The 16,713-nt window shown below is 49.4% G+C and carries 21 protein-coding genes; 9 read left to right on the top strand and 12 right to left on the bottom strand.

Annotation, left to right across the window (positions count from 1 at the left end; all coding sequences use genetic code 11):
- Positions 1 to 74 precede the first annotated feature (74 nt).
- On the top strand, positions 75 to 1,040 hold the full coding sequence (locus tag DRJ53_RS09950) for a glycosyltransferase family 2 protein (RefSeq protein WP_114235467.1): 966 nt from the start codon (positions 75 to 77) through the stop codon (positions 1,038 to 1,040).
- Positions 1,041 to 1,092: 52 nt separating this feature from the next.
- Here the strand turns inward: DRJ53_RS09950 and DRJ53_RS09945 are convergent, their stop codons facing one another.
- Entirely contained in the window at positions 1,093 to 2,076 is a 984-nt protein-coding gene (locus tag DRJ53_RS09945) for an NAD-dependent epimerase/dehydratase family protein (RefSeq protein WP_114235466.1), read from the bottom strand.
- A gap of 188 nt (positions 2,077 to 2,264) precedes the next feature.
- Between DRJ53_RS09945 and pdeM the strand changes: the two genes are divergently transcribed.
- Together pdeM and DRJ53_RS09935 are read left to right on the top strand one after the other, a co-directional pair.
- Positions 2,265 to 2,915: a ligase-associated DNA damage response endonuclease PdeM gene (gene pdeM / locus DRJ53_RS09940; RefSeq protein WP_114235465.1), complete on the top strand. Its 651-nt coding sequence runs from the start codon at positions 2,265 to 2,267 to the stop codon at positions 2,913 to 2,915.
- Positions 2,912 to 3,823: a histone deacetylase family protein gene (locus tag DRJ53_RS09935; RefSeq protein WP_241558512.1), complete on the top strand. Its 912-nt coding sequence runs from the start codon at positions 2,912 to 2,914 to the stop codon at positions 3,821 to 3,823. Before pdeM ends, DRJ53_RS09935 begins: the two co-directional genes overlap by 4 nt.
- 74 nt (positions 3,824 to 3,897) lie before the next feature.
- Here the strand turns inward: DRJ53_RS09935 and DRJ53_RS09930 are convergent, their stop codons facing one another.
- A complete protein-coding gene (locus DRJ53_RS09930; RefSeq protein ID WP_114235464.1) occupies positions 3,898 to 6,414 on the bottom strand; it encodes a DUF5916 domain-containing protein in 2,517 nt (838 codons plus the stop codon).
- 61 nt (positions 6,415 to 6,475) lie between these two features.
- Positions 6,476 to 7,225, bottom strand: a complete 750-nt coding sequence (locus DRJ53_RS09925; protein WP_114235463.1) for an XRE family transcriptional regulator — start codon at positions 7,223 to 7,225, stop codon at positions 6,476 to 6,478.
- Between the two features lie 244 nt (positions 7,226 to 7,469).
- Here DRJ53_RS09925 and surE point away from each other — a divergent pair, with 244 nt between their 5' ends.
- The 3 genes from surE (at position 7,470) to lpxB (ending at position 9,732) form a co-directional block, all read left to right on the top strand.
- On the top strand, positions 7,470 to 8,264 hold the full coding sequence (gene surE / locus DRJ53_RS09915; RefSeq protein WP_114235461.1) for a 5'/3'-nucleotidase SurE: 795 nt from the start codon (positions 7,470 to 7,472) through the stop codon (positions 8,262 to 8,264).
- Positions 8,248 to 8,541: a hypothetical protein gene (locus tag DRJ53_RS09910; protein WP_114235460.1), complete on the top strand. Its 294-nt coding sequence runs from the start codon at positions 8,248 to 8,250 to the stop codon at positions 8,539 to 8,541. The genes surE and DRJ53_RS09910 overlap by 17 nt, the downstream gene beginning before the upstream one ends.
- 66 nt (positions 8,542 to 8,607) lie before the next feature.
- Positions 8,608 to 9,732, top strand: coding sequence for a lipid-A-disaccharide synthase (lpxB, locus tag DRJ53_RS09905; protein WP_114235459.1), 1,125 nt, complete (start codon positions 8,608 to 8,610; stop codon positions 9,730 to 9,732).
- 2 nt (positions 9,733 to 9,734) lie between these two features.
- Here the strand turns inward: lpxB and DRJ53_RS21465 are convergent, their stop codons facing one another.
- Together DRJ53_RS21465 and DRJ53_RS21110 are read right to left on the bottom strand one after the other, a co-directional pair.
- Positions 9,735 to 9,899, bottom strand: coding sequence for a DUF6728 family protein (locus tag DRJ53_RS21465; RefSeq protein WP_175580745.1), 165 nt, complete (start codon positions 9,897 to 9,899; stop codon positions 9,735 to 9,737).
- 42 nt (positions 9,900 to 9,941) lie between these two features.
- Positions 9,942 to 10,160 carry a hypothetical protein gene (locus DRJ53_RS21110; protein WP_123893484.1) on the bottom strand — a complete coding sequence of 73 codons (219 nt, stop codon included), beginning with the start codon at positions 10,158 to 10,160 and terminating at the stop codon, positions 9,942 to 9,944.
- A 397-nt stretch (positions 10,161 to 10,557) separates the two neighbouring features.
- Between DRJ53_RS21110 and DRJ53_RS09900 the strand changes: the two genes are divergently transcribed.
- Both DRJ53_RS09900 and DRJ53_RS21785 read left to right on the top strand, forming a co-directional pair.
- Complete coding sequence (locus tag DRJ53_RS09900) at positions 10,558 to 10,773, top strand: hypothetical protein (protein WP_123893482.1); 216 nt, start codon at positions 10,558 to 10,560, stop codon at positions 10,771 to 10,773.
- Between the two features lie 5 nt (positions 10,774 to 10,778).
- Positions 10,779 to 10,901 carry a hypothetical protein gene (locus DRJ53_RS21785; protein WP_262707870.1) on the top strand — a complete coding sequence of 41 codons (123 nt, stop codon included), beginning with the start codon at positions 10,779 to 10,781 and terminating at the stop codon, positions 10,899 to 10,901.
- A gap of 16 nt (positions 10,902 to 10,917) precedes the next feature.
- Here DRJ53_RS21785 and DRJ53_RS09895 read toward each other — a convergent pair whose 3' ends face one another.
- A complete protein-coding gene (locus DRJ53_RS09895; protein ID WP_114235457.1) occupies positions 10,918 to 11,775 on the bottom strand; it encodes an FRG domain-containing protein in 858 nt (285 codons plus the stop codon).
- 116 nt (positions 11,776 to 11,891) lie between these two features.
- Entirely contained in the window at positions 11,892 to 12,152 is a 261-nt protein-coding gene (locus DRJ53_RS09890; protein ID WP_114235456.1) for a hypothetical protein, read from the bottom strand.
- 349 nt (positions 12,153 to 12,501) lie between these two features.
- Between DRJ53_RS09890 and DRJ53_RS09885 the strand changes: the two genes are divergently transcribed.
- Entirely contained in the window at positions 12,502 to 12,753 is a 252-nt protein-coding gene (locus tag DRJ53_RS09885; protein WP_114235455.1) for a hypothetical protein, read from the top strand.
- Positions 12,754 to 12,856: 103 nt separating this feature from the next.
- Here DRJ53_RS09885 and DRJ53_RS09880 read toward each other — a convergent pair whose 3' ends face one another.
- The 5 genes from DRJ53_RS09880 to DRJ53_RS21700 form a co-directional block, all read right to left on the bottom strand.
- A complete protein-coding gene (locus DRJ53_RS09880; protein WP_114235454.1) occupies positions 12,857 to 13,132 on the bottom strand; it encodes a hypothetical protein in 276 nt (91 codons plus the stop codon).
- Between the two features lie 188 nt (positions 13,133 to 13,320).
- On the bottom strand, positions 13,321 to 13,527 hold the full coding sequence (locus DRJ53_RS09875; protein WP_123893479.1) for a hypothetical protein: 207 nt from the start codon (positions 13,525 to 13,527) through the stop codon (positions 13,321 to 13,323).
- A 224-nt stretch (positions 13,528 to 13,751) separates the two neighbouring features.
- Positions 13,752 to 14,198: a hypothetical protein gene (locus DRJ53_RS09870; RefSeq protein WP_114235452.1), complete on the bottom strand. Its 447-nt coding sequence runs from the start codon at positions 14,196 to 14,198 to the stop codon at positions 13,752 to 13,754.
- A gap of 659 nt (positions 14,199 to 14,857) precedes the next feature.
- Positions 14,858 to 15,955 (bottom strand): M14 family metallopeptidase, encoded by a 1,098-nt coding sequence (locus DRJ53_RS09860; protein ID WP_123893477.1) that lies wholly within the window; start codon positions 15,953 to 15,955, stop codon positions 14,858 to 14,860.
- Positions 15,956 to 16,088: 133 nt separating this feature from the next.
- Positions 16,089 to 16,568 carry an OmpA family protein gene (locus tag DRJ53_RS21700; RefSeq protein WP_241558515.1) on the bottom strand — a complete coding sequence of 160 codons (480 nt, stop codon included), beginning with the start codon at positions 16,566 to 16,568 and terminating at the stop codon, positions 16,089 to 16,091.
- Positions 16,569 to 16,713: the final 145 nt, after the last annotated feature.

Here is a 16,713-nt window from a genome sequence, read left to right as displayed (position 1 = left end):
CCTTTTTTATTACTGCCATTCCTGTTTTACCTATATAAATAGCAAACTGCCAACTAAAAACTATTTTTGCGGCCATGATAGAATTGTCGCTGGTTATTCCCGTGATGAACGAGGAAGACAATATAAAACCATTACTCGAAGCTGTAAGGGCCGCCTTATCCGGGCTGGAATACGAAGTCATACTGGTAGATGATGGCTCCACTGATGCCACCCGCCAACGCATTTTGGAATATGCCGACGACCGCACCGTGCTGGTGGAACTGCGCGGCAATTATGGGCAAAGCACGGCTATGTCGGCAGGTATTGACCATGCAAAAGGTCAATATATTGCCATGATCGATGGTGACTTGCAAAACGATCCTTCCGACATTCCGTCGATGCTGGAAAAACTAAAAGATGAAGACTGGGACGTAGTGGCCGGCAACCGTAAAAATCGCCAGGATGGTATGGTGCTACGCAAAATTCCGAGCAAGATTGCCAATGCCCTCATCCGCCGCATGACCGGCGTGTACATCCGCGATTATGGCTGCACGCTCAAAATATTCCGCCGCGAAATTGCCGAAGACCTGGGCCTGTATGGCGAGCTGCACCGTTTTATACCGGTACTGGCCAAGCTGCAGGGAGCCCGCATTACACAGGTTGATGTAAAGCACCATGCCCGCCGTTTTGGTAAAAGCAAATACGGCATCAACCGCACTTTTAAGGTACTCTCTGACTTGGTGTTGATGGTGTTTTTCCGCAAATACATGCAAAAACCGATTCACCTGTTTGGCACCATGGGCTTTGTTGCCTTTGGTTTGGGTGTGCTCATCAACATGTACCTGCTGGTGCTGAAAATTCTGGGCGAAGATATTTGGGGCAAACCGCTGATGATCCTTGGATTGATCTTTTTACTGGGCGGCATTCAGCTAATCACGATCGGTATTTTGTCGGAGATCTCGGTACGAACTTATTACGAATCGCAGAACAAGAAAACCTACAACGTTCGCAAAGTACACAAGCGGGAAGCCGTAAAACAAGAACTGGAAATAACGGTGTAACCGATATTGATACCAAACAAAAAAGGAGCAAATTATTTGCTCCTTTTTTTATTTAGTTCAATACATTTTTATTGGCTAAAAACCAGTCGTAAAATTTGCGCAAGCCTTCTCTTAAATCTGTGCCGGCATTGTAGCCAAACAAGCGTTGCGCCTTGGCCACATCGGCATAAGTATGGGGCACATCGCCGGGCTGTTCGGGCTGGCGGTTGATGATGGCTTTTTTACCAATCACTTCTTCCAGCGCATCAATCAACCCCTGCAGCGACACAGTTTGGTGGTTGCCCAGGTTCACTATTTCATACAGGCTGCCTTCATAGTCAACAGCACCTAATATACCGCTGACAATATCGTCTATAAACGTATAATCGCGGCTGGTGCTGCCATCGCCAAACACCGGTATGGGCTCGCCGTTGATGATGGCTTTGGTAAATTTATGAATCGCCAGATCGGGACGTTGGCCAGGACCATACACGGTAAAAAAGCGTAAGGCAATAAACGGCAGTTTATATAAATGACTGTACACATGCCCCAACCCCTCGCCTGCCAGTTTGGTCATGGCATAGGGCGAAATGGGCTGCAGCCGCTCTTCTTCGTTCCAGGGCAGGTTGCCATTTACGCCATATACACTGCTGGATGAGGCAAACACAAATTTTTGCACGCCAGTTTTTACAGCAAAATCAAGCAACACCTGTGTGCCAATGACGTTGGTTTGCTGGTACGATAGCGGGTTCAGAATACTGGGGCGTACACCGGCACGGGCCGCCAGGTGTATAATGGTATGCACCGGATCGGGCAGGGCAGCCTGCAGTTGATCTACTGTTAATGTATCGAGGTTGAGTTCCAGTAGTTGAAATGCCTCGTTGCGCAGCAGCGGTGCCAGGTTCAGGTCTTTTATTTCGCGGCGGTAAAAAGGTTCAAAACTATCGAGGCAGGACACCCGCACACCGGGCTGGCGCAGCAGTGCAGCACATACATGCGAACCAATAAAACCGGCGCCGCCGGTAACGAGGTAATGCTTCCGCGGCTGACTGCTCATAAAATACTTTTTAGGGCAAAAGAAATAAAGGCTGCAAAATACGGCAACTGGCCTGAATGAAATGACTGACACTAAAAGCAACCATTTCCCAAACAATAAAAGCTAGTTGACGCCATCGTAAAACATGCAACTTTTTAACGATACACAACCACCGCCAAAGCGGCGCGGCACCTACCTTTGCGCAGCAAATGCAGGCACCGCTGGCTCACCATATTTTAGGACAAACATTTTGGCTGCACGGCCACCGCGCCATTTTTTGGGAAGAGCAAAAAGCGCTCATTCTTTCCGACCTGCATTTTGGTAAAACAGGCCATTTTCGAAAGGCTGGTATTGCCGTGCCGCAGCAGGTATATAAAGAGGACCTGCAGCGTTTTGTTTCCCTGCTGCAATATTTTTCGCCGCAACAGGTTATTGCCGTTGGCGATCTTTTTCACAGCCGCAAAAATCTAGAACTGGATTGGTTCCGGCGCTGGCGGCTTGATTTTCCGCACCTGCAGTTTCACCTCGTTCGCGGCAACCACGATATTTTGCAAGACCAGTGGTACGTCGAAGCCGAGATCCAATTGTGGCCGGAGGCAATGGAGATAGGGCCCATTTCGTTTGCGCATGAATGGTGCAGCAACACCGCACAGGGCTTTACTTTTTGTGGTCACATACATCCGGGTATTGCATTCAACGGCGCCGGCAGGCAAAGCATTAAATTGCCTTGTTTTTATTTTACGCCAACCCATTGCATACTACCGGCGTTTAGTAAGTTTACCGGCCTGGCCCTGGTGCATCCCAAAAAGGGCGACCAGGTTTTTGCCATTGCCGAAAACACCGTGGTTCCGCTTTCATGAAAAAACTGCACATCGCCTTCGATCCTATTTATGCGCATCCGCTGCCGGAAGGCCACCGCTTTCCGATGCTGAAATACGAGTTGATACCGGCGCAACTGGAGTATGAAGGCAGCATTACAGCGGCCAATTTATTTAGCTCCAAACCCTGCCCCGATGAAGTAGTGTTGTGGACGCATACTGCAGATTACGTTACCAAATTGCATCATCAAATGCTTTCGGCCCGCGAACAGCGGCATATTGGTTTCCCGCAATCGCCGCAACTCACACAACGCGAATTCATCATTGCACAAGGCACCATTGATTGTTGCTATTACGCCATGGAAAATGGCGTGGCGCTCAATGTTGCCGGTGGCACGCACCATGCATTTGCTGACCGCGGCGAAGGGTTTTGCATGCTCAATGATTTTGGCGTAGCAGCCAATTATTTGTTGCAAAGAAATCTTGCAAAACAAATACTGATCATCGACCTGGATGTGCACCAGGGCAACGGTACCGCCAGCATTTTTACCGGCGAGCCAAGGGTGTTCACGTTCAGCATGCACGGAAAAAACAACTATCCTTTTCGAAAAGAAAAGAGCGACCTGGATGTAGAACTGCCCGATGGCATTGACGATGCCGCATACCTGCAACTGTTGCGTCAACACCTGCCGCGGCTACTCGACACCGTTAGACCCGACTTTATATTTTACCTCTCCGGTGTGGACATTTTAAGCACCGATAAATTTGGCAAGCTGCAGGTGAGTATGGAGGGCTGCCGCCAACGCGATCATTTTGTTTTTACACAAATACACAACCGCCGCCTGCCCTGTGTAGTGGCTATGGGCGGTGGTTATTCGCCCCAGGTAAAAACCATTGTGGATGCGCATTGCAACACGTTCCGTGCAGCAAAAGACATATGGGGATTGTAAGGCAAATTTCTAAAGTAAAAAATGCCAAATCGGCTTCGTTTGGAATCCCTACTCCGACTTTTGAATTTTCACTTTTACTTCTTGCGCAGCTGGTTATAATCGATAAAGAAAATGACCCGCAGCGTAATCTCATTGCCGTGCGGCGACATCAGGGTATTGTTTAAATTTTTGCCGTAGCGCTTGTCAGCAGCCAGGTGGCGCAACACCTGGTGGTCGCTGCCCAACCAGTTTTTATAACCGAGGATAATGCGGTTGCCCGGTTTGAAATCCCAGGTATAAAACGCATCGATGTTGAACACATTGAAATCGTAATCGGTGTTGCGCAATGCAGCGCGTGGAATATAGCCGCCATCTTCCGCCACGTTGAAAAAGCTGCGGTAGTGCACGTTGCTCCAATAGTGGCGGGCCCGCAGGCTCAGGTTCATGCGTGGGGTAAAATTGTACAAGCCGGTAGCCAGCATCGTTACATCTTTTACGTTGCGGAAACCGCCAATGGGATCACCGTTTGCCTCTCTTGCAAACGCCCACCCGATCTGCCCCTGGTCATGAGTGCGGATGCCTTCCAGGCGCAGTGTCAGTTTGTTGCTGAACCGGTACCGCACACCCAAATTCAGCGTATAGTATGGATTGTTGGGCATTTTTGCTTCTGCAAAACCGACTTCGTAATCCACAAACAGGCGTTTACGGCTGTCGGTGCTGCCGGCTACCGAAATGTATCCATATGCCGGAAGCCGCACATACCGGCCTGGCGTTCGCAGCTCAAAATAGTCGTGCTTGTCCACCGGTTCCACGCCCAGGTTCACCCGCACATCCCACATATTTTTAAACCACCAGAACGCCGAAGCGGTAGCCATAAAATTGGTGCGGCGGTAAGGGTGGTACAGGTAGTTGTATTCCATCGCCACCTTGTATGAGAACTGGTTCAATCTTTTAGTGCCTTCATAATCGTAATAACCAAGATCGGCAGTGTAGTTTACCTGGTTGGCAGTGTTCAAATAACCCAAGTCGTTCGGATCGTAAAAGGCCGAGAAAACACGGGCCGCAACGTTATACCGCCAAAGGCCACTTACTTTTCCCACCCGCAGCCGTGCATTATATCCGTCGTATGGATTCAGCAAAACCTCGGATCCTTTGTGCACCGTATCAAACACGGCCGAAACAAAACCGGAGTAAGGTGTGTAGCCAAATATTTTGCTGTACCGCGCAAACCCCGACACCACGTAGGTGTTGGTTTTATCGTATGCGGCAAAATCAATCCCCGATACGTTGGCATCGCGGCCGCTGCCTTTGCGCAGCACATTGGTGTTGGTAAATGTGAGGTACGAGCGGCCCTTAAAAGCTTGGTCAAGCACCAGGATGTTGTAATTGGTCAGCGGCTCGGTTTGGATTGAGCTGTCTTTACCTGTGGAAGTGTTATACAACTGGGCATTCATCGGGGCCGTTACGGCGTTGAACACCCCAATGCCCAGTTTCTTTTTTGTACGCCCCGAAAATTTGATGGCATTGTACAACTGCGTTACCGACGGGTTGCGCCGGATGCGCCAGTCTTCGCTTTCATCAGCAAAATAAGCCACATCACTATAGCCCGCCGGGTTGGCGCCAATACGCCGCGAGTAGAACAGCCCTGCCTTGTTGAACAGTTCGGTGCCTTCGGTAAAAAAGGGCCTGTTTTCTTGGAACTGCACCTCGAACGGCGACAGGTTGTTGATCACGTTATCGGAAATGACCTGGCCAAAATCCGGCACCAGCGTGGCATCGAGGGTAAAGCTTTCGTTGATGCCCCATTTTACATCCATGCCGCCGTTGCGCAGGTACTCCGGCGATTTGGCCGCCGAGCCCTTTGGATTGTACCGTACCCCACCCGACAGGTAAGGCGAAAAGCTCAGGCGCAGGGGCGGCTGCAGTTGGGTTAAACCCGTGTATTCGCCAAACTGGTTGACCAGGCCCGCCACGTTGGGGCTCACCGGGTTCCAGAAAGAAGTTTCGGTATTGCGCCTTAAAAAACGCATGAACTGGATGCCCCAGTTCTGCACGTCTTTTTTGGAAAAACGCAGCGACAGGTAAGGTATCCGCATTTCCACTACCCAACCCTCGGGTGTAAAGGAGGTTTGGCTTTGCCAAACAGCATCCCAACTGCGGTCGCCTACATTATCGAGCACGCCAGTGTATGCCCCGCTGATCCGCACATCGCTTTGCACATTTCGGGAGGTAACTACGAACTGGAAACCGTTTTGGAGGTCGTGGTAGGTATCAAAATAAACTGAGAAAAAGTCAACGTCCGCCATCTGCTCACCATCACGGGCCGTAAATTGGCGGCGTATTTCCGAGGGATTGTCGTGCAGCAGGGCGCCAATATAAATGGCGTCGTCATCATACAGCACTTTGACCTGGGTAGGTGTGGTAGCCGGTGCTCCCGGCGAAGGAAAATATTGGGAAAATTGAGCGGCTACCGGTGCGTTAGTCCATGCCCCTTCATCCAGCTTACCATCTATTTTTATGCTGTGCTCTGCCCGTGTAGCTGGCAGGGTTTTGCCCTGGCCAAATACGGAAAAAGCACACAGGGTAAGGAACAATAGGGCCACAAATCGCATCGCTCAATAAGTAGTTAGGAGCGTAAATATAAATTATTTTAATAGTGCGCCCCAAATTGCCCTAATTCATCTTCTTTTTCAGCACGCTTACCTGCTGCTGCAGGTTGCTTACAATGTTGGCCAGGTTGTCTACATCCCAGCGTTGTTGGGTGTTGGCTTTGCTAATGATCATCTGGGCCTGCCACAGTTCCAAAATGTCTTCGGCTCCCAGGGTGTAAGGCTGGTAAGATGGGTTATCGCTAACAAGGGTGTACTTGTTTTTGAGGCGGTTGTTTTTAAGCACCCGCTTGTACACAATACCGTCGGTACGGGACACTACCACGTAGGTATTGTTGCTTTTTACCTCTTCAAGGGTGGCCACTTTTTCGCCCACAATCACCGAGCCGCTGGGGGTCGGCATCATCGAATCGCCCACAATTTCAAAAGCCCTGAATTCGCCACCATTGAGCATCGGCAGGGTAAATGTATTCAGTTCGTCGATGAATTCCGGATCGGCATAACCGGCCAGGTAGCCGGCGGCCGCTTTTACCGGCACAAAAGGAATATCGGTGCGGCCGCTTACCAGTTTGGCAGCGCGGCGTTTGGCAATATAACTGCCCTTTGTTTCGCTCAGATCCTTGCGCAGCAGGTCGTCCAGCGTTAGTTTAAACATATCAGCCACTACCTCCAGCACTTCCATACGGGGCTCGGCACGCTCTTCTTCGTAAGCGCCCAGCAGCGACCGTTTGATGCGCAGTTTTTGGGAAAATTCTTCCTGTGTCCAGCCGCGCAGCTTGCGCAGATACTTGAGGTTTTTGTTGGCTAATGACATGTGGCTAAGATATTTAGCCCGAAAATACTAATTTATTTAGACATGCAGCGCCGGCTCAATTTTTTATGCGGCTAAAAAAGCACAATTTTGAACGGCGAGCCGAGTTTTTGAAACACGAAGCCACGAAGAAACAAAGGGACACTAAGCTTCCTTCTTTGTGCAACTTGGTGTTCTTTGTGTCTCGAAGGTTCAAAAACCAGTGCAACGGAATTTTATTCAATCAAAAGGCGATCAACTTTAAGATATGGCAACCGAAGGAAAAAGACCTTTAATACTGGTAACCAACGACGACGGAATTTCGGCACCGGGCATCCGCAACCTGGTGGAAGCGGTAAAAGATTTAGGAAAAGTAGTGGTGGTGGCACCCGACAAACCACAAAGCGGTATGGGCCATGCCATTACCATTGGCGTGCCGCTGCGGTTGCACCGGGTGCACGTGTTTGATGATATTGAAGCCTACCAATGCACCGGCACACCGGTAGATTGCGTGAAGCTGGCGGTAGATAAAGTGCTGCGCCAAAAACCAGATATCTGCATCAGCGGCATCAACCACGGCGCCAACCACAGCATCAATGTAATTTACTCCGGCACCATGTCGGCGGCGGTGGAAGCGGCCATTGAAAGCATTCCGTCCATCGGTTTTTCGCTGCTCGATTATGCACTGGAAGCCGATTTTGCGGGTGCCCGCAAATATGCCCGCATCATTGTGCAGCAGCTTTTGCAAAACATCCCCGACAAGCATACCGTGCTGAACGTAAATATTCCGAAGGGGCTGCCCGAGGAAATAAAAGGCGTACGCATTTGCCGGCAGGCATATGCCAAATACGAAGAGGACTTTATTGAACGCCTCGACCCGCACGGCCGCAAGTACTACTGGCTCACCGGCGAGTTTGTAAACTTTGACGAAGGCACCGACACCGATGTTTGGGCGCTGGCCAATAATTATGTAAGCGTAGTGCCCGTGCAGTTCGACCTGACGCACCATGCCCTGAAACAACAACTGGAACAAAGCTGGAAACTGGATGAAAAAATGGGATAACCTGAAGCTGGGCCTGCTGCTGGCCTTGCTGCTGCCGGTGCTGATCTTTTTTGGAATTTATTTTGGCCGCTTTTCGTACTACCCGTTTGGCGAGTTTTGGCAAACGCTGCGCGAAGAAAGCCGGCTCATTACTTTTTTTGCGGCCTGGTGCCTCGTGGCCAATATTGCGCTGTTTACGGTTTTCATCAACACCCGCCGCTACCGCACAGCGCGGGGCGTTTTTATCGTAACGGTTATTTATGGCTCCCTTTTTTTAGTGCTCAAGTTTTTGGCCTAAGGCAGCATTGCCGCTGGCCCGGCGTGCAACAACCGCTCACCGTATCTTTAGCCGCTAATTGGGTACATGAAATATTACATGATCGCAGGCGAAGCATCGGGCGACCTGCATGGCAGCAACTTGATCAAAGAACTGGTAAAAAAAGACGCAGCCGCGCAAATCCGCTGTTGGGGCGGCGAGCAAATGGAAGCTGCCGGTGGCACCGTGGTAAAACATTACCGCGACCTGGCCTTTATGGGCTTTGCCGAAGTGATCAAAAACCTGCCCGCCATCCTGCGCAACCTGAAGTTTTGCAAAGAAGACATTGCCCAATTTGCCCCCGATGTGCTGGTGCTGATTGATTACCCAGGTTTTAATTTACGCATTGCCAAATGGGCCAAAGCAGCGGGCTTTAAAGTGATGTACTACATATCGCCGCAGGTGTGGGCCTGGAAGGAAAGCCGCGTAAAACTGATCCGGCAGGTGGTGGACAAAATGCTGGTGATCCTGCCGTTTGAAAAAGAATTTTTCGAAAACAAATGGAATTATAAAGTGGAGTTTGTAGGCCACCCGCTGGCGCAGGTGGTGCAGGACTTTTTACATCATAACCCGCCGCAACCCAATACCGGCAAGCCTGTGGTGGCACTGTTGCCCGGTAGCCGCCGGCAGGAAATTCTGGTAAAATTGCCGGTGATGTTACAGGCCGCGCAATCATTTCCGCAGTACCAGTTTGTGGTGGCCAAAGCCACTTCACTTCCCGACGAATTTTATGCACCGCTGCTGCAAGCGTACCCACAGGTAACATCGGTGCGGGGCAAAACTTACGAACTGCTGGCGCAATCTACCGCAGCGCTGGTTACATCGGGCACGGCTACGCTGGAAACGGCGCTGTTTGGCGTGCCGCAAGTGGTTTGTTACAAAGGTTCGCCCATTTCGTATGCCATTGCCAAGCGGCTCATTACCATCAAATACATTTCGCTGGTCAACCTGATTATGGATCGGCCGGTGGTTACCGAACTCATTCAAAATGAACTGACGCCACAAAATATAGTGCGGGAACTGGAGGCCATTTTGCCCCACCAGCAGCGCAGGCAAATAATGCTGGAAGACTACCGGCAGCTAAAAGCCATGCTGCAGCAGCACGGCAATGCCTCGGAAAAAGCTGCAGCTATAGTATACAGCTTTGTTACCGAAGGACATAGGGCTCATTAGCATTACCGGGTCAATAACTTAATGGCCAAGATGATCAGTGCGGCAATGAACAAGAAAAGGCTGATGCGGTTGATGCCGTGCATGTAAGATACCCACTGCGACTTGGGCCGGTCGGGGTCGGGCTTGCGCAGGTACAGGTATTCGGCCATTTGTTTCAGCACTCCCATGGTGTTGTTTTGCCAAAATTACAGATGGAACCCGCTTTTGGTTCAGGGTGCCGGGTTTTTGCGCTGCGGATCGGCACTGCGTGGGCCACGCAACCGGAAACTTTCCGGCGATTGTATTCCCCCGTAAGCATTGGGCACCTTCTTTTTAGCCGATTTTTCTTTTGCTCCTTTTTGCTCCGACAGGTTTGCCAGCGCAATAATGGGCAACCATTTTTTCCATAAAGAAACAAACCTAAAATATGGGGAACAAGAGATTTGCATAGGACGATCTGACGGTATTTTTCTGTTTAAAACGGTTATATAACGATTAGGTTGATAAAAATTTTATCGCTAATATTCACTCAATTTATAAATAAAAATCAAAGAAACAGCAGTTTTGCTGAATAGAACAGCCATATTTTATACATATATTAAAAAATTATGCTTAAGTTTTTTAATAACAGACTTGGCTGTTTCGAAAAACCCTTATATCTTGAACCGGATTTCCACTTACTATTAGGATACCATTATCCTGAATCGCGGCCCCTTGAAAGGCCTGATGGAAAAATCAACATAAAAGCTTAGCCATTTGATCAGCCCTTGTGGCCGGTAGTAGTGCTGTAACAAGTATTGCTGCATGTTTGCTCAAGCTTTTGTTCATTTTTTACCATACATGGCCATGCGTTCAACCAAGATAATTGTTAACCGATACCTGAACCGGTATGATGCCTTTAGGGGGCGTAGTTTGTTTTTTCGACTGACGGTAATTTTATTCCTGACTGTTGTTTTTTCGTTTACCATCAGCCGCTGCTGGCAACTCATGTCGCAGGCAAAAGACTACCCCGGGGCACACGGCGCCACCATCGCCGCTGGTTTGGGTGCTTTAAAAAAGTAAAGCTTATGAGCCTCAACCTCCAAAGCGAACCCAGCAAAAAACGGCTGATCTATCAACTGCGGTTATTGGTAACCGCTATCGGCATCTTTACTGTTTTTGCACTGCTGTATCTGATCGGGCAGTTGTAGTTGAATGGAAAACGGTTCAGGGTAAAAACCTGAAGTCCTTATCTTCCAACGATTGTAGTTGTGCCTGCATTAATTCTTCCGGCGTACGCATGCTGTTGTAACGCAGGCGCAGCGATGCTGCATAACCATCCAGGTCGGGAAACAAACTGGCCCGGTTTAAATTCATTCGTTGCAGGTCGCGCAAAACAGCTTTTTGCTCGCCAACCGGCACTTCGTTTCGCACCACCGCACGGCCAAGATCTTCTCCTAAAAATTCGAGCTGCTTCATAAATGGCTCATACGAATTACCGGTACTTACAAACACCGATTGCTGCAGCGAATAACGCCGGTTCATCCGAAAAGGCTCCACCGGAAACACAATGCTGCTCTTGTTTTGAAAAAAAATCTCGTCGAACAATTGTTCGTTGATGCCGTTCTTATTTTCCGTCACCGAATCGCCAAACAACTGCGCCAGCAACGCCACTGATTTTGTTTTTAAAAAAGCCATGTTCACCGCCCACACGGCAATATGGCTACCGCCAGCCAGGTGGCACAATTCAAACGCAAAAAAAGCGGCTATGTATGGCGACCAGCTAAAATCGAGCAGGCGTGTAGGTGCGCCATGATGCTGCATCAGCGCCAGCCACTCGATGGTGTGGCCCGGTATCTCGTCGCGGGAAAGATAGTTACGGGCACCGCGTTGAAATTCGGCTAAAAAATCCGCTTCAATTTGCCGGTGCAAACGGATAAAATCGGTACGCTCCACGGCATTGTTTAACTGCCAGCAAGCATTGCCCTGGCCCCGGAACGCCCAGTTGCCCGAAAGGGCATCTACAAACTCTTTATACGCCTTCCAGCCAGGCAAAGAAACCGAAGTGATCACTTGTGTTTCCATGCCTTTCCGCGCAGAAAAACTTAAGCCAAAAGCGCCAGTATTTATAAGGAGTTATTGACAGCCCATAAAAGGAAGTCCAGCGTTAATGTCCATTTCAATAGTTGTAAAAAAACCGTCTACACAGCATCAATGTGCGGCTCCACCGATCGAACAATGCAGCCAATGAGTTCATGCGCCATATAGCTGTTTACATCCGGCGAAGGCTCCAGGCCACGATCGCTGCTGTACACAATTTTACCATCGGGCAGCAAGTGCAGCAAGGATTGATCGGGCACTTCTATTTGCAATTGCATGTGTCGGGGCGCAACCTGTTGGTGCACCCGCGTAGTGTAGGTTTTGCCGTGAAATTCGAAGTGGGTGGTGAATACTCGTTCCATAGCCTTTCATTTTTGGAGTGAGTGAATCGTCGTCAAAAACAGTTAGCACTCGGCCTCAGAGGCTACGGATGTTTAAGATACAAATTTTGCCATGGATTAGAAAAATAAAAATGTGGACTGAGGAAGTGTGCGTTGCAAAATAGCGGGGCGTTATTTCGATACAATCACAAAATTCTGCTTCGGAATTATTTACGCATAATGAAATGGGGTCGGGGAATAAATAGTGCAATACGTTGAAGCCCATCAGCACTTAAGCTTGGCTGTATCATTTTATTTGTGCAGTGCATGCTCGGCTGTTAATGCATGGCACCCTCTTTGTGCCATACCCTTGCACAAAAAATCCATATTTATGACGCTACAATCCTTCAAGAACCTGTCGCCAAAACAAAAGCGCCGGGCACTGTTGCACAAAGGCATTTATCTGGCAGAACGGACTACAGCTTCGTTTTCGGTGTTCCTGTTTAAAGTCGAAGACTTTTTTGTGGAGCTGTTTTTTATCCGGGAGAATGACGAGATAGCTGGTTTGCGGCCCGTGCAGGAACCTAAAATAGTGCGTCATTATAATTTGGGCAAGCAAAGCAGTCTGGCTTTAACCCATTGACACCCGATGGCATTGGTTGGCTTTTTTGGTCAACCTTCTTTTTATAAAAAAACCCGGAAAGTGCCGGGTCTTTTTGTTGTTTTCTTACGTCGGGAAAATGCCCTTAGCCTGCCGGGTGTCCACCTTCGCGTTTGCGCTGCTCCAAAATTGGCTTTGCCTTCAATTCAACGGCATATCCAAGATCCTGCGCCAGGTTTTCATTGCTGATATTACCCACCCAGTGGCGACCTTCTTTTTGCAAAATAATTTTTTGGGGCGGCTGTGTTTGGCCGTCGCCACGGTAGTTGGATAAATAGGCGGTACAGACCCCTCCCCTTCCAATCTCTACTTCATAATGCGCCAGTGCGCCATCATGCAAAACAACTGCTGTAACCTCCATGATTGTAAGCTTTAATTCAATCCCAGAATTCCAAAAGCAGTGCCTGTTTATTTTTTGCGGCGCGTTCCGTTTAATTAAAGCTTATTTGGCCAATTACGGCATGCAAGTAAAATGGTATCGTGCAATGTGTTGCACAAAGCAGCCAGTTCCGTTCCCCAACTTCCAACAAAATATGCTATAAAATGCGGTTACTGCCGTTGACGTGGCTCTGAAGGCGGCGCAGCGTCAAAATCGCTGGCAGTGCGGCTTTCGGGGCTTTGTTTAGTATTGGCAAGGGGCACCGGCGGCTTGCGGCTTTTGCCGGTAGCATTTCGCTGTTGCACAGGCAAATAGTTTTTGCGCTGTTCTTCGTAGTTGGGGTTAAAGGCAAGCGGGTTGGAGGATGCGTCTTTCATGAACTGCTGGTATAAATACGATTCAAACTTAGTGTTTTTACGCAAAGAAATGACACCCATTTGCCCACATCGCCAACTGCGGCCTGCTTTAGTTTAAAATGTTGCAATAGCGGTGCTGCATGGCCAGTAATCCACAAAAAAGCTGTACCCTAGTGGGAACAGCTTGATGGCTTTATAAAAGGGAACACATGGTAGTTATCATTCCGTGCACCCACCCCAAAGTTCTACAACTCGGGGCTGAATGTGTAGCGGATGGCGTCTTCTTCGCTCAGTTGTACGGTATATTCAAACCGGTCGGTGGAAATGTTTACCGCTTCGGCCACCAGGTTTTGTGCACCCAGCGCCAGCTGCAGTTGGCTGTCGGCTGCATTCAGGTAGTACTCACCATCGGTGCCCGAGTTGCCAAACTGGTCCACATACTGCAGCGAACCATCACGCTTAAAGGTGTGGCGCACCAGCGAATAATCGTCGGCATTACGGGCCGCACCCTTGCGGTACACTTTAATGGCTTTCCCCGAAACCAGTTCGGTTACTTCGGCCAGGTGCCAGGTATGCGCTACCAGCAGCGATTTGCCGGAAGGCGTATTTAAGCCCACGCTTTCACGGGAGCAGGAAACAAAAGAAGATAAAACGATCAGAAATGCGCTGAGGTAGATAAACAGGCGTTTCATAAAACTGTAGGTAATGGTTGGGTGAAGGTTGCGGCCGGGTAAGCTTAAAGAATATGGCTGATGGAATTGCTTTTCTGAGCCGGGTTGTTTTTCAACAACAAAAGCAGCATGAAGAGCATGTCGGAGATTTGTGTAAAGCGTTTCATTGCAGTTTGGTTTTAATCGTTAGAAAGTTAGTTTGGTTGCCGGGGTTCCCCGTTCGTTCCTAAGAACCCTACAAATATGTATCGTAAAAAAACGGAATTCAATCGCATAAGCGTGTGAAAAATACGGTGAGCGGTAGTATAAATATGTATAAACGCAGGCTTTGGGGCCTGCTTTTCCGTTTATCCCACGCATTGATCACATCATCACCAAAAGGCATCACATAAGTATGTGAGGGCGCATTTTTATTAATATTACTTGAAGGCAGTTGAATGATTTGCTGCAAAAATGGACGAAGCTCGATCCGCCAAAAACTTTGAAAAGGTTTTAAAACAAACATGCAGCCCGAAGGCTGCACATTTTTTATTAAACCGTCCACGCTAAACTTGTATTGAATCAGGAACCTTGTCGGCCCTGCACCGATTGCTGTAGGGTGCTTTAACGCACTGTTTTGGGGTTTGCGTATGCGGATTACCGTCTTTTAACTTTACTTAACGTTACCCTGTAACTATACCTCAAATCACGCCTTGCTGCAGCATCACCGAAACTATGGCCGATGCATACGCCTGCACATTTTTGCGGCAGGCCAGTTTATCTGCGTCCTGCTCATAATCGATGGTGCGACGGCTGCCCGGAAACTCCACGGTGAGCATAATAGCCGCCGACCGCGGAATGGCGCTTTCTTCATAAGCCCGCTCAGAGGTACTGGCCCAACTACCCAACGAAACACCGAAGCCGCGTTGGTGACCCGAATTGCCGCCCTGCACGGTTCTTTTTTGCTGGCATCCTTTGGGAGCCACTGCCGGGTCGGAGTGGTATAATGCCGTCGGTGCTACCTCTAATTTGTTTCCCGGTGCCGTTCCGCCCAACAGGCCTATTTGTTTGGCCATTTCCACAGCCACCAGGCTGTCGGCATCGTAGCCTTCGGCAAATCCGTATCCGTCGGTACGCGGATCGGCAAAAACGCCTGCCAGGTTTGGATTGCGGATGGCATGCAGCGATGCAATGCGCCGCGGGTGCAGGTTTTCGATCAGGTACAGCAAGGCCTGGTTTTCCCGCTCAATAACGCGGCCTGCAAAATCAAGTGGTTTTTCGGGTAAAAACGGGCTGCCCAATGATGGCATCTGCCGGTTGGGATCGGCCGCAGTGCCGGATGAATAACGACCTATGTTTTTGGTGCTGCCAATTTCATCGGGAAAGCTGGACGCCAGCACCGCATTGTCGGGAAAAAGCGATGGAATAACCACCACGCTGTAATAAGGCTGCACACCATTTTGCAACGAATCAACGACCGCTTTGGCTACTTCAATGGAAGATAGCTCGGAGCCGTGCATGCCGCCAATAACAAAGGCGTATTCACTTACTTTTCCCGGGAAAAAATAAGCATGCACCGGGCGGCGCTGGGCCGTGTAAGCTAGCAGGGTCCGCGTGGGTTTGGTGCTCGTCCTGATGGTACGCAAGGTTTCGTTTGCCAACGAAACATCTGCACGGGTATGGGCAACTGAAAGTACCGGCTTCGGCAGGCTGCTCCAGCTGTTGTACAAATTATTTGATGCAGTTGCATTGCCCAACCCAAAAAGCAGGAAGGCCAATGCATATAAGGATGGTTTCACAAGTGGCTGGTTTTGGTATGTTTACAATGCCCGCTTGGCAATCGGCAGCTCAGTAAAGCTTGCTGCAGCGGCGCCGGCACTGTGTATAGATAATTAAAAAATCTCAAGTGGTAAACCCGAAAAAGACAAGCGGCTACATTTTTACAAACTCTACCCGCCGGTTCTGCATTTTGCCCTCTTTGGTTTTATTGTCGGCTACCGGTGCTGTTTCGCCTTTGCCTTCCGAAGCAAGGCGGCTGGCCTCGATGCCAAACTCTTTCATCATCAGTTCCTTTACTGCGGCGGCCCGCTGTTTCGACAATTCCATATTGGCCGCATCATCGCCATCGTTGCTGGTATGCCCGATGATTTTGATGTTCAGCGTTGGATTTTCCTTCAGCACCATTGCTACTTCGCGGATCACGCCAAAGGACTCGGGTTTAATCACGGCGCTTTGAAAATCGAACAGGATACCGGTGGTGCTGAACTTGCCTTCCTCCACCAGTTTGTGCCGGGTATCGGGCAGGCCGGTGGCCACTTTTATATTGGATACAAACAACCCGATCTCGCTTTCCTGGTAGTTCGATCCTTCGAGTTGAAAATAGATCTGGTTCACGGTGTCGGCGGTGCTCATGGCGCGGGGAATATCAAACACCTTGCTTTCGTTTATCCATAACCGTAACCTTGTTTTTTGCACCTGGATGCTATAGTGCACCACCTTGTTGAACGCAGCCTGCGTTTCGCCGAGGTCCATTTTATTGCTTAAAAAAACACTGTTG

The sequence above is a fragment of the Paracnuella aquatica genome (assembly GCF_003332885.2).
Lineage (GTDB): Bacteria > Bacteroidota > Bacteroidia > Chitinophagales > Chitinophagaceae > Flavisolibacter > Flavisolibacter aquaticus.
The sequence above is the reverse complement of the archived record's forward strand: the minus strand, read 5'-3'. Positions and strand labels throughout refer to the sequence as shown.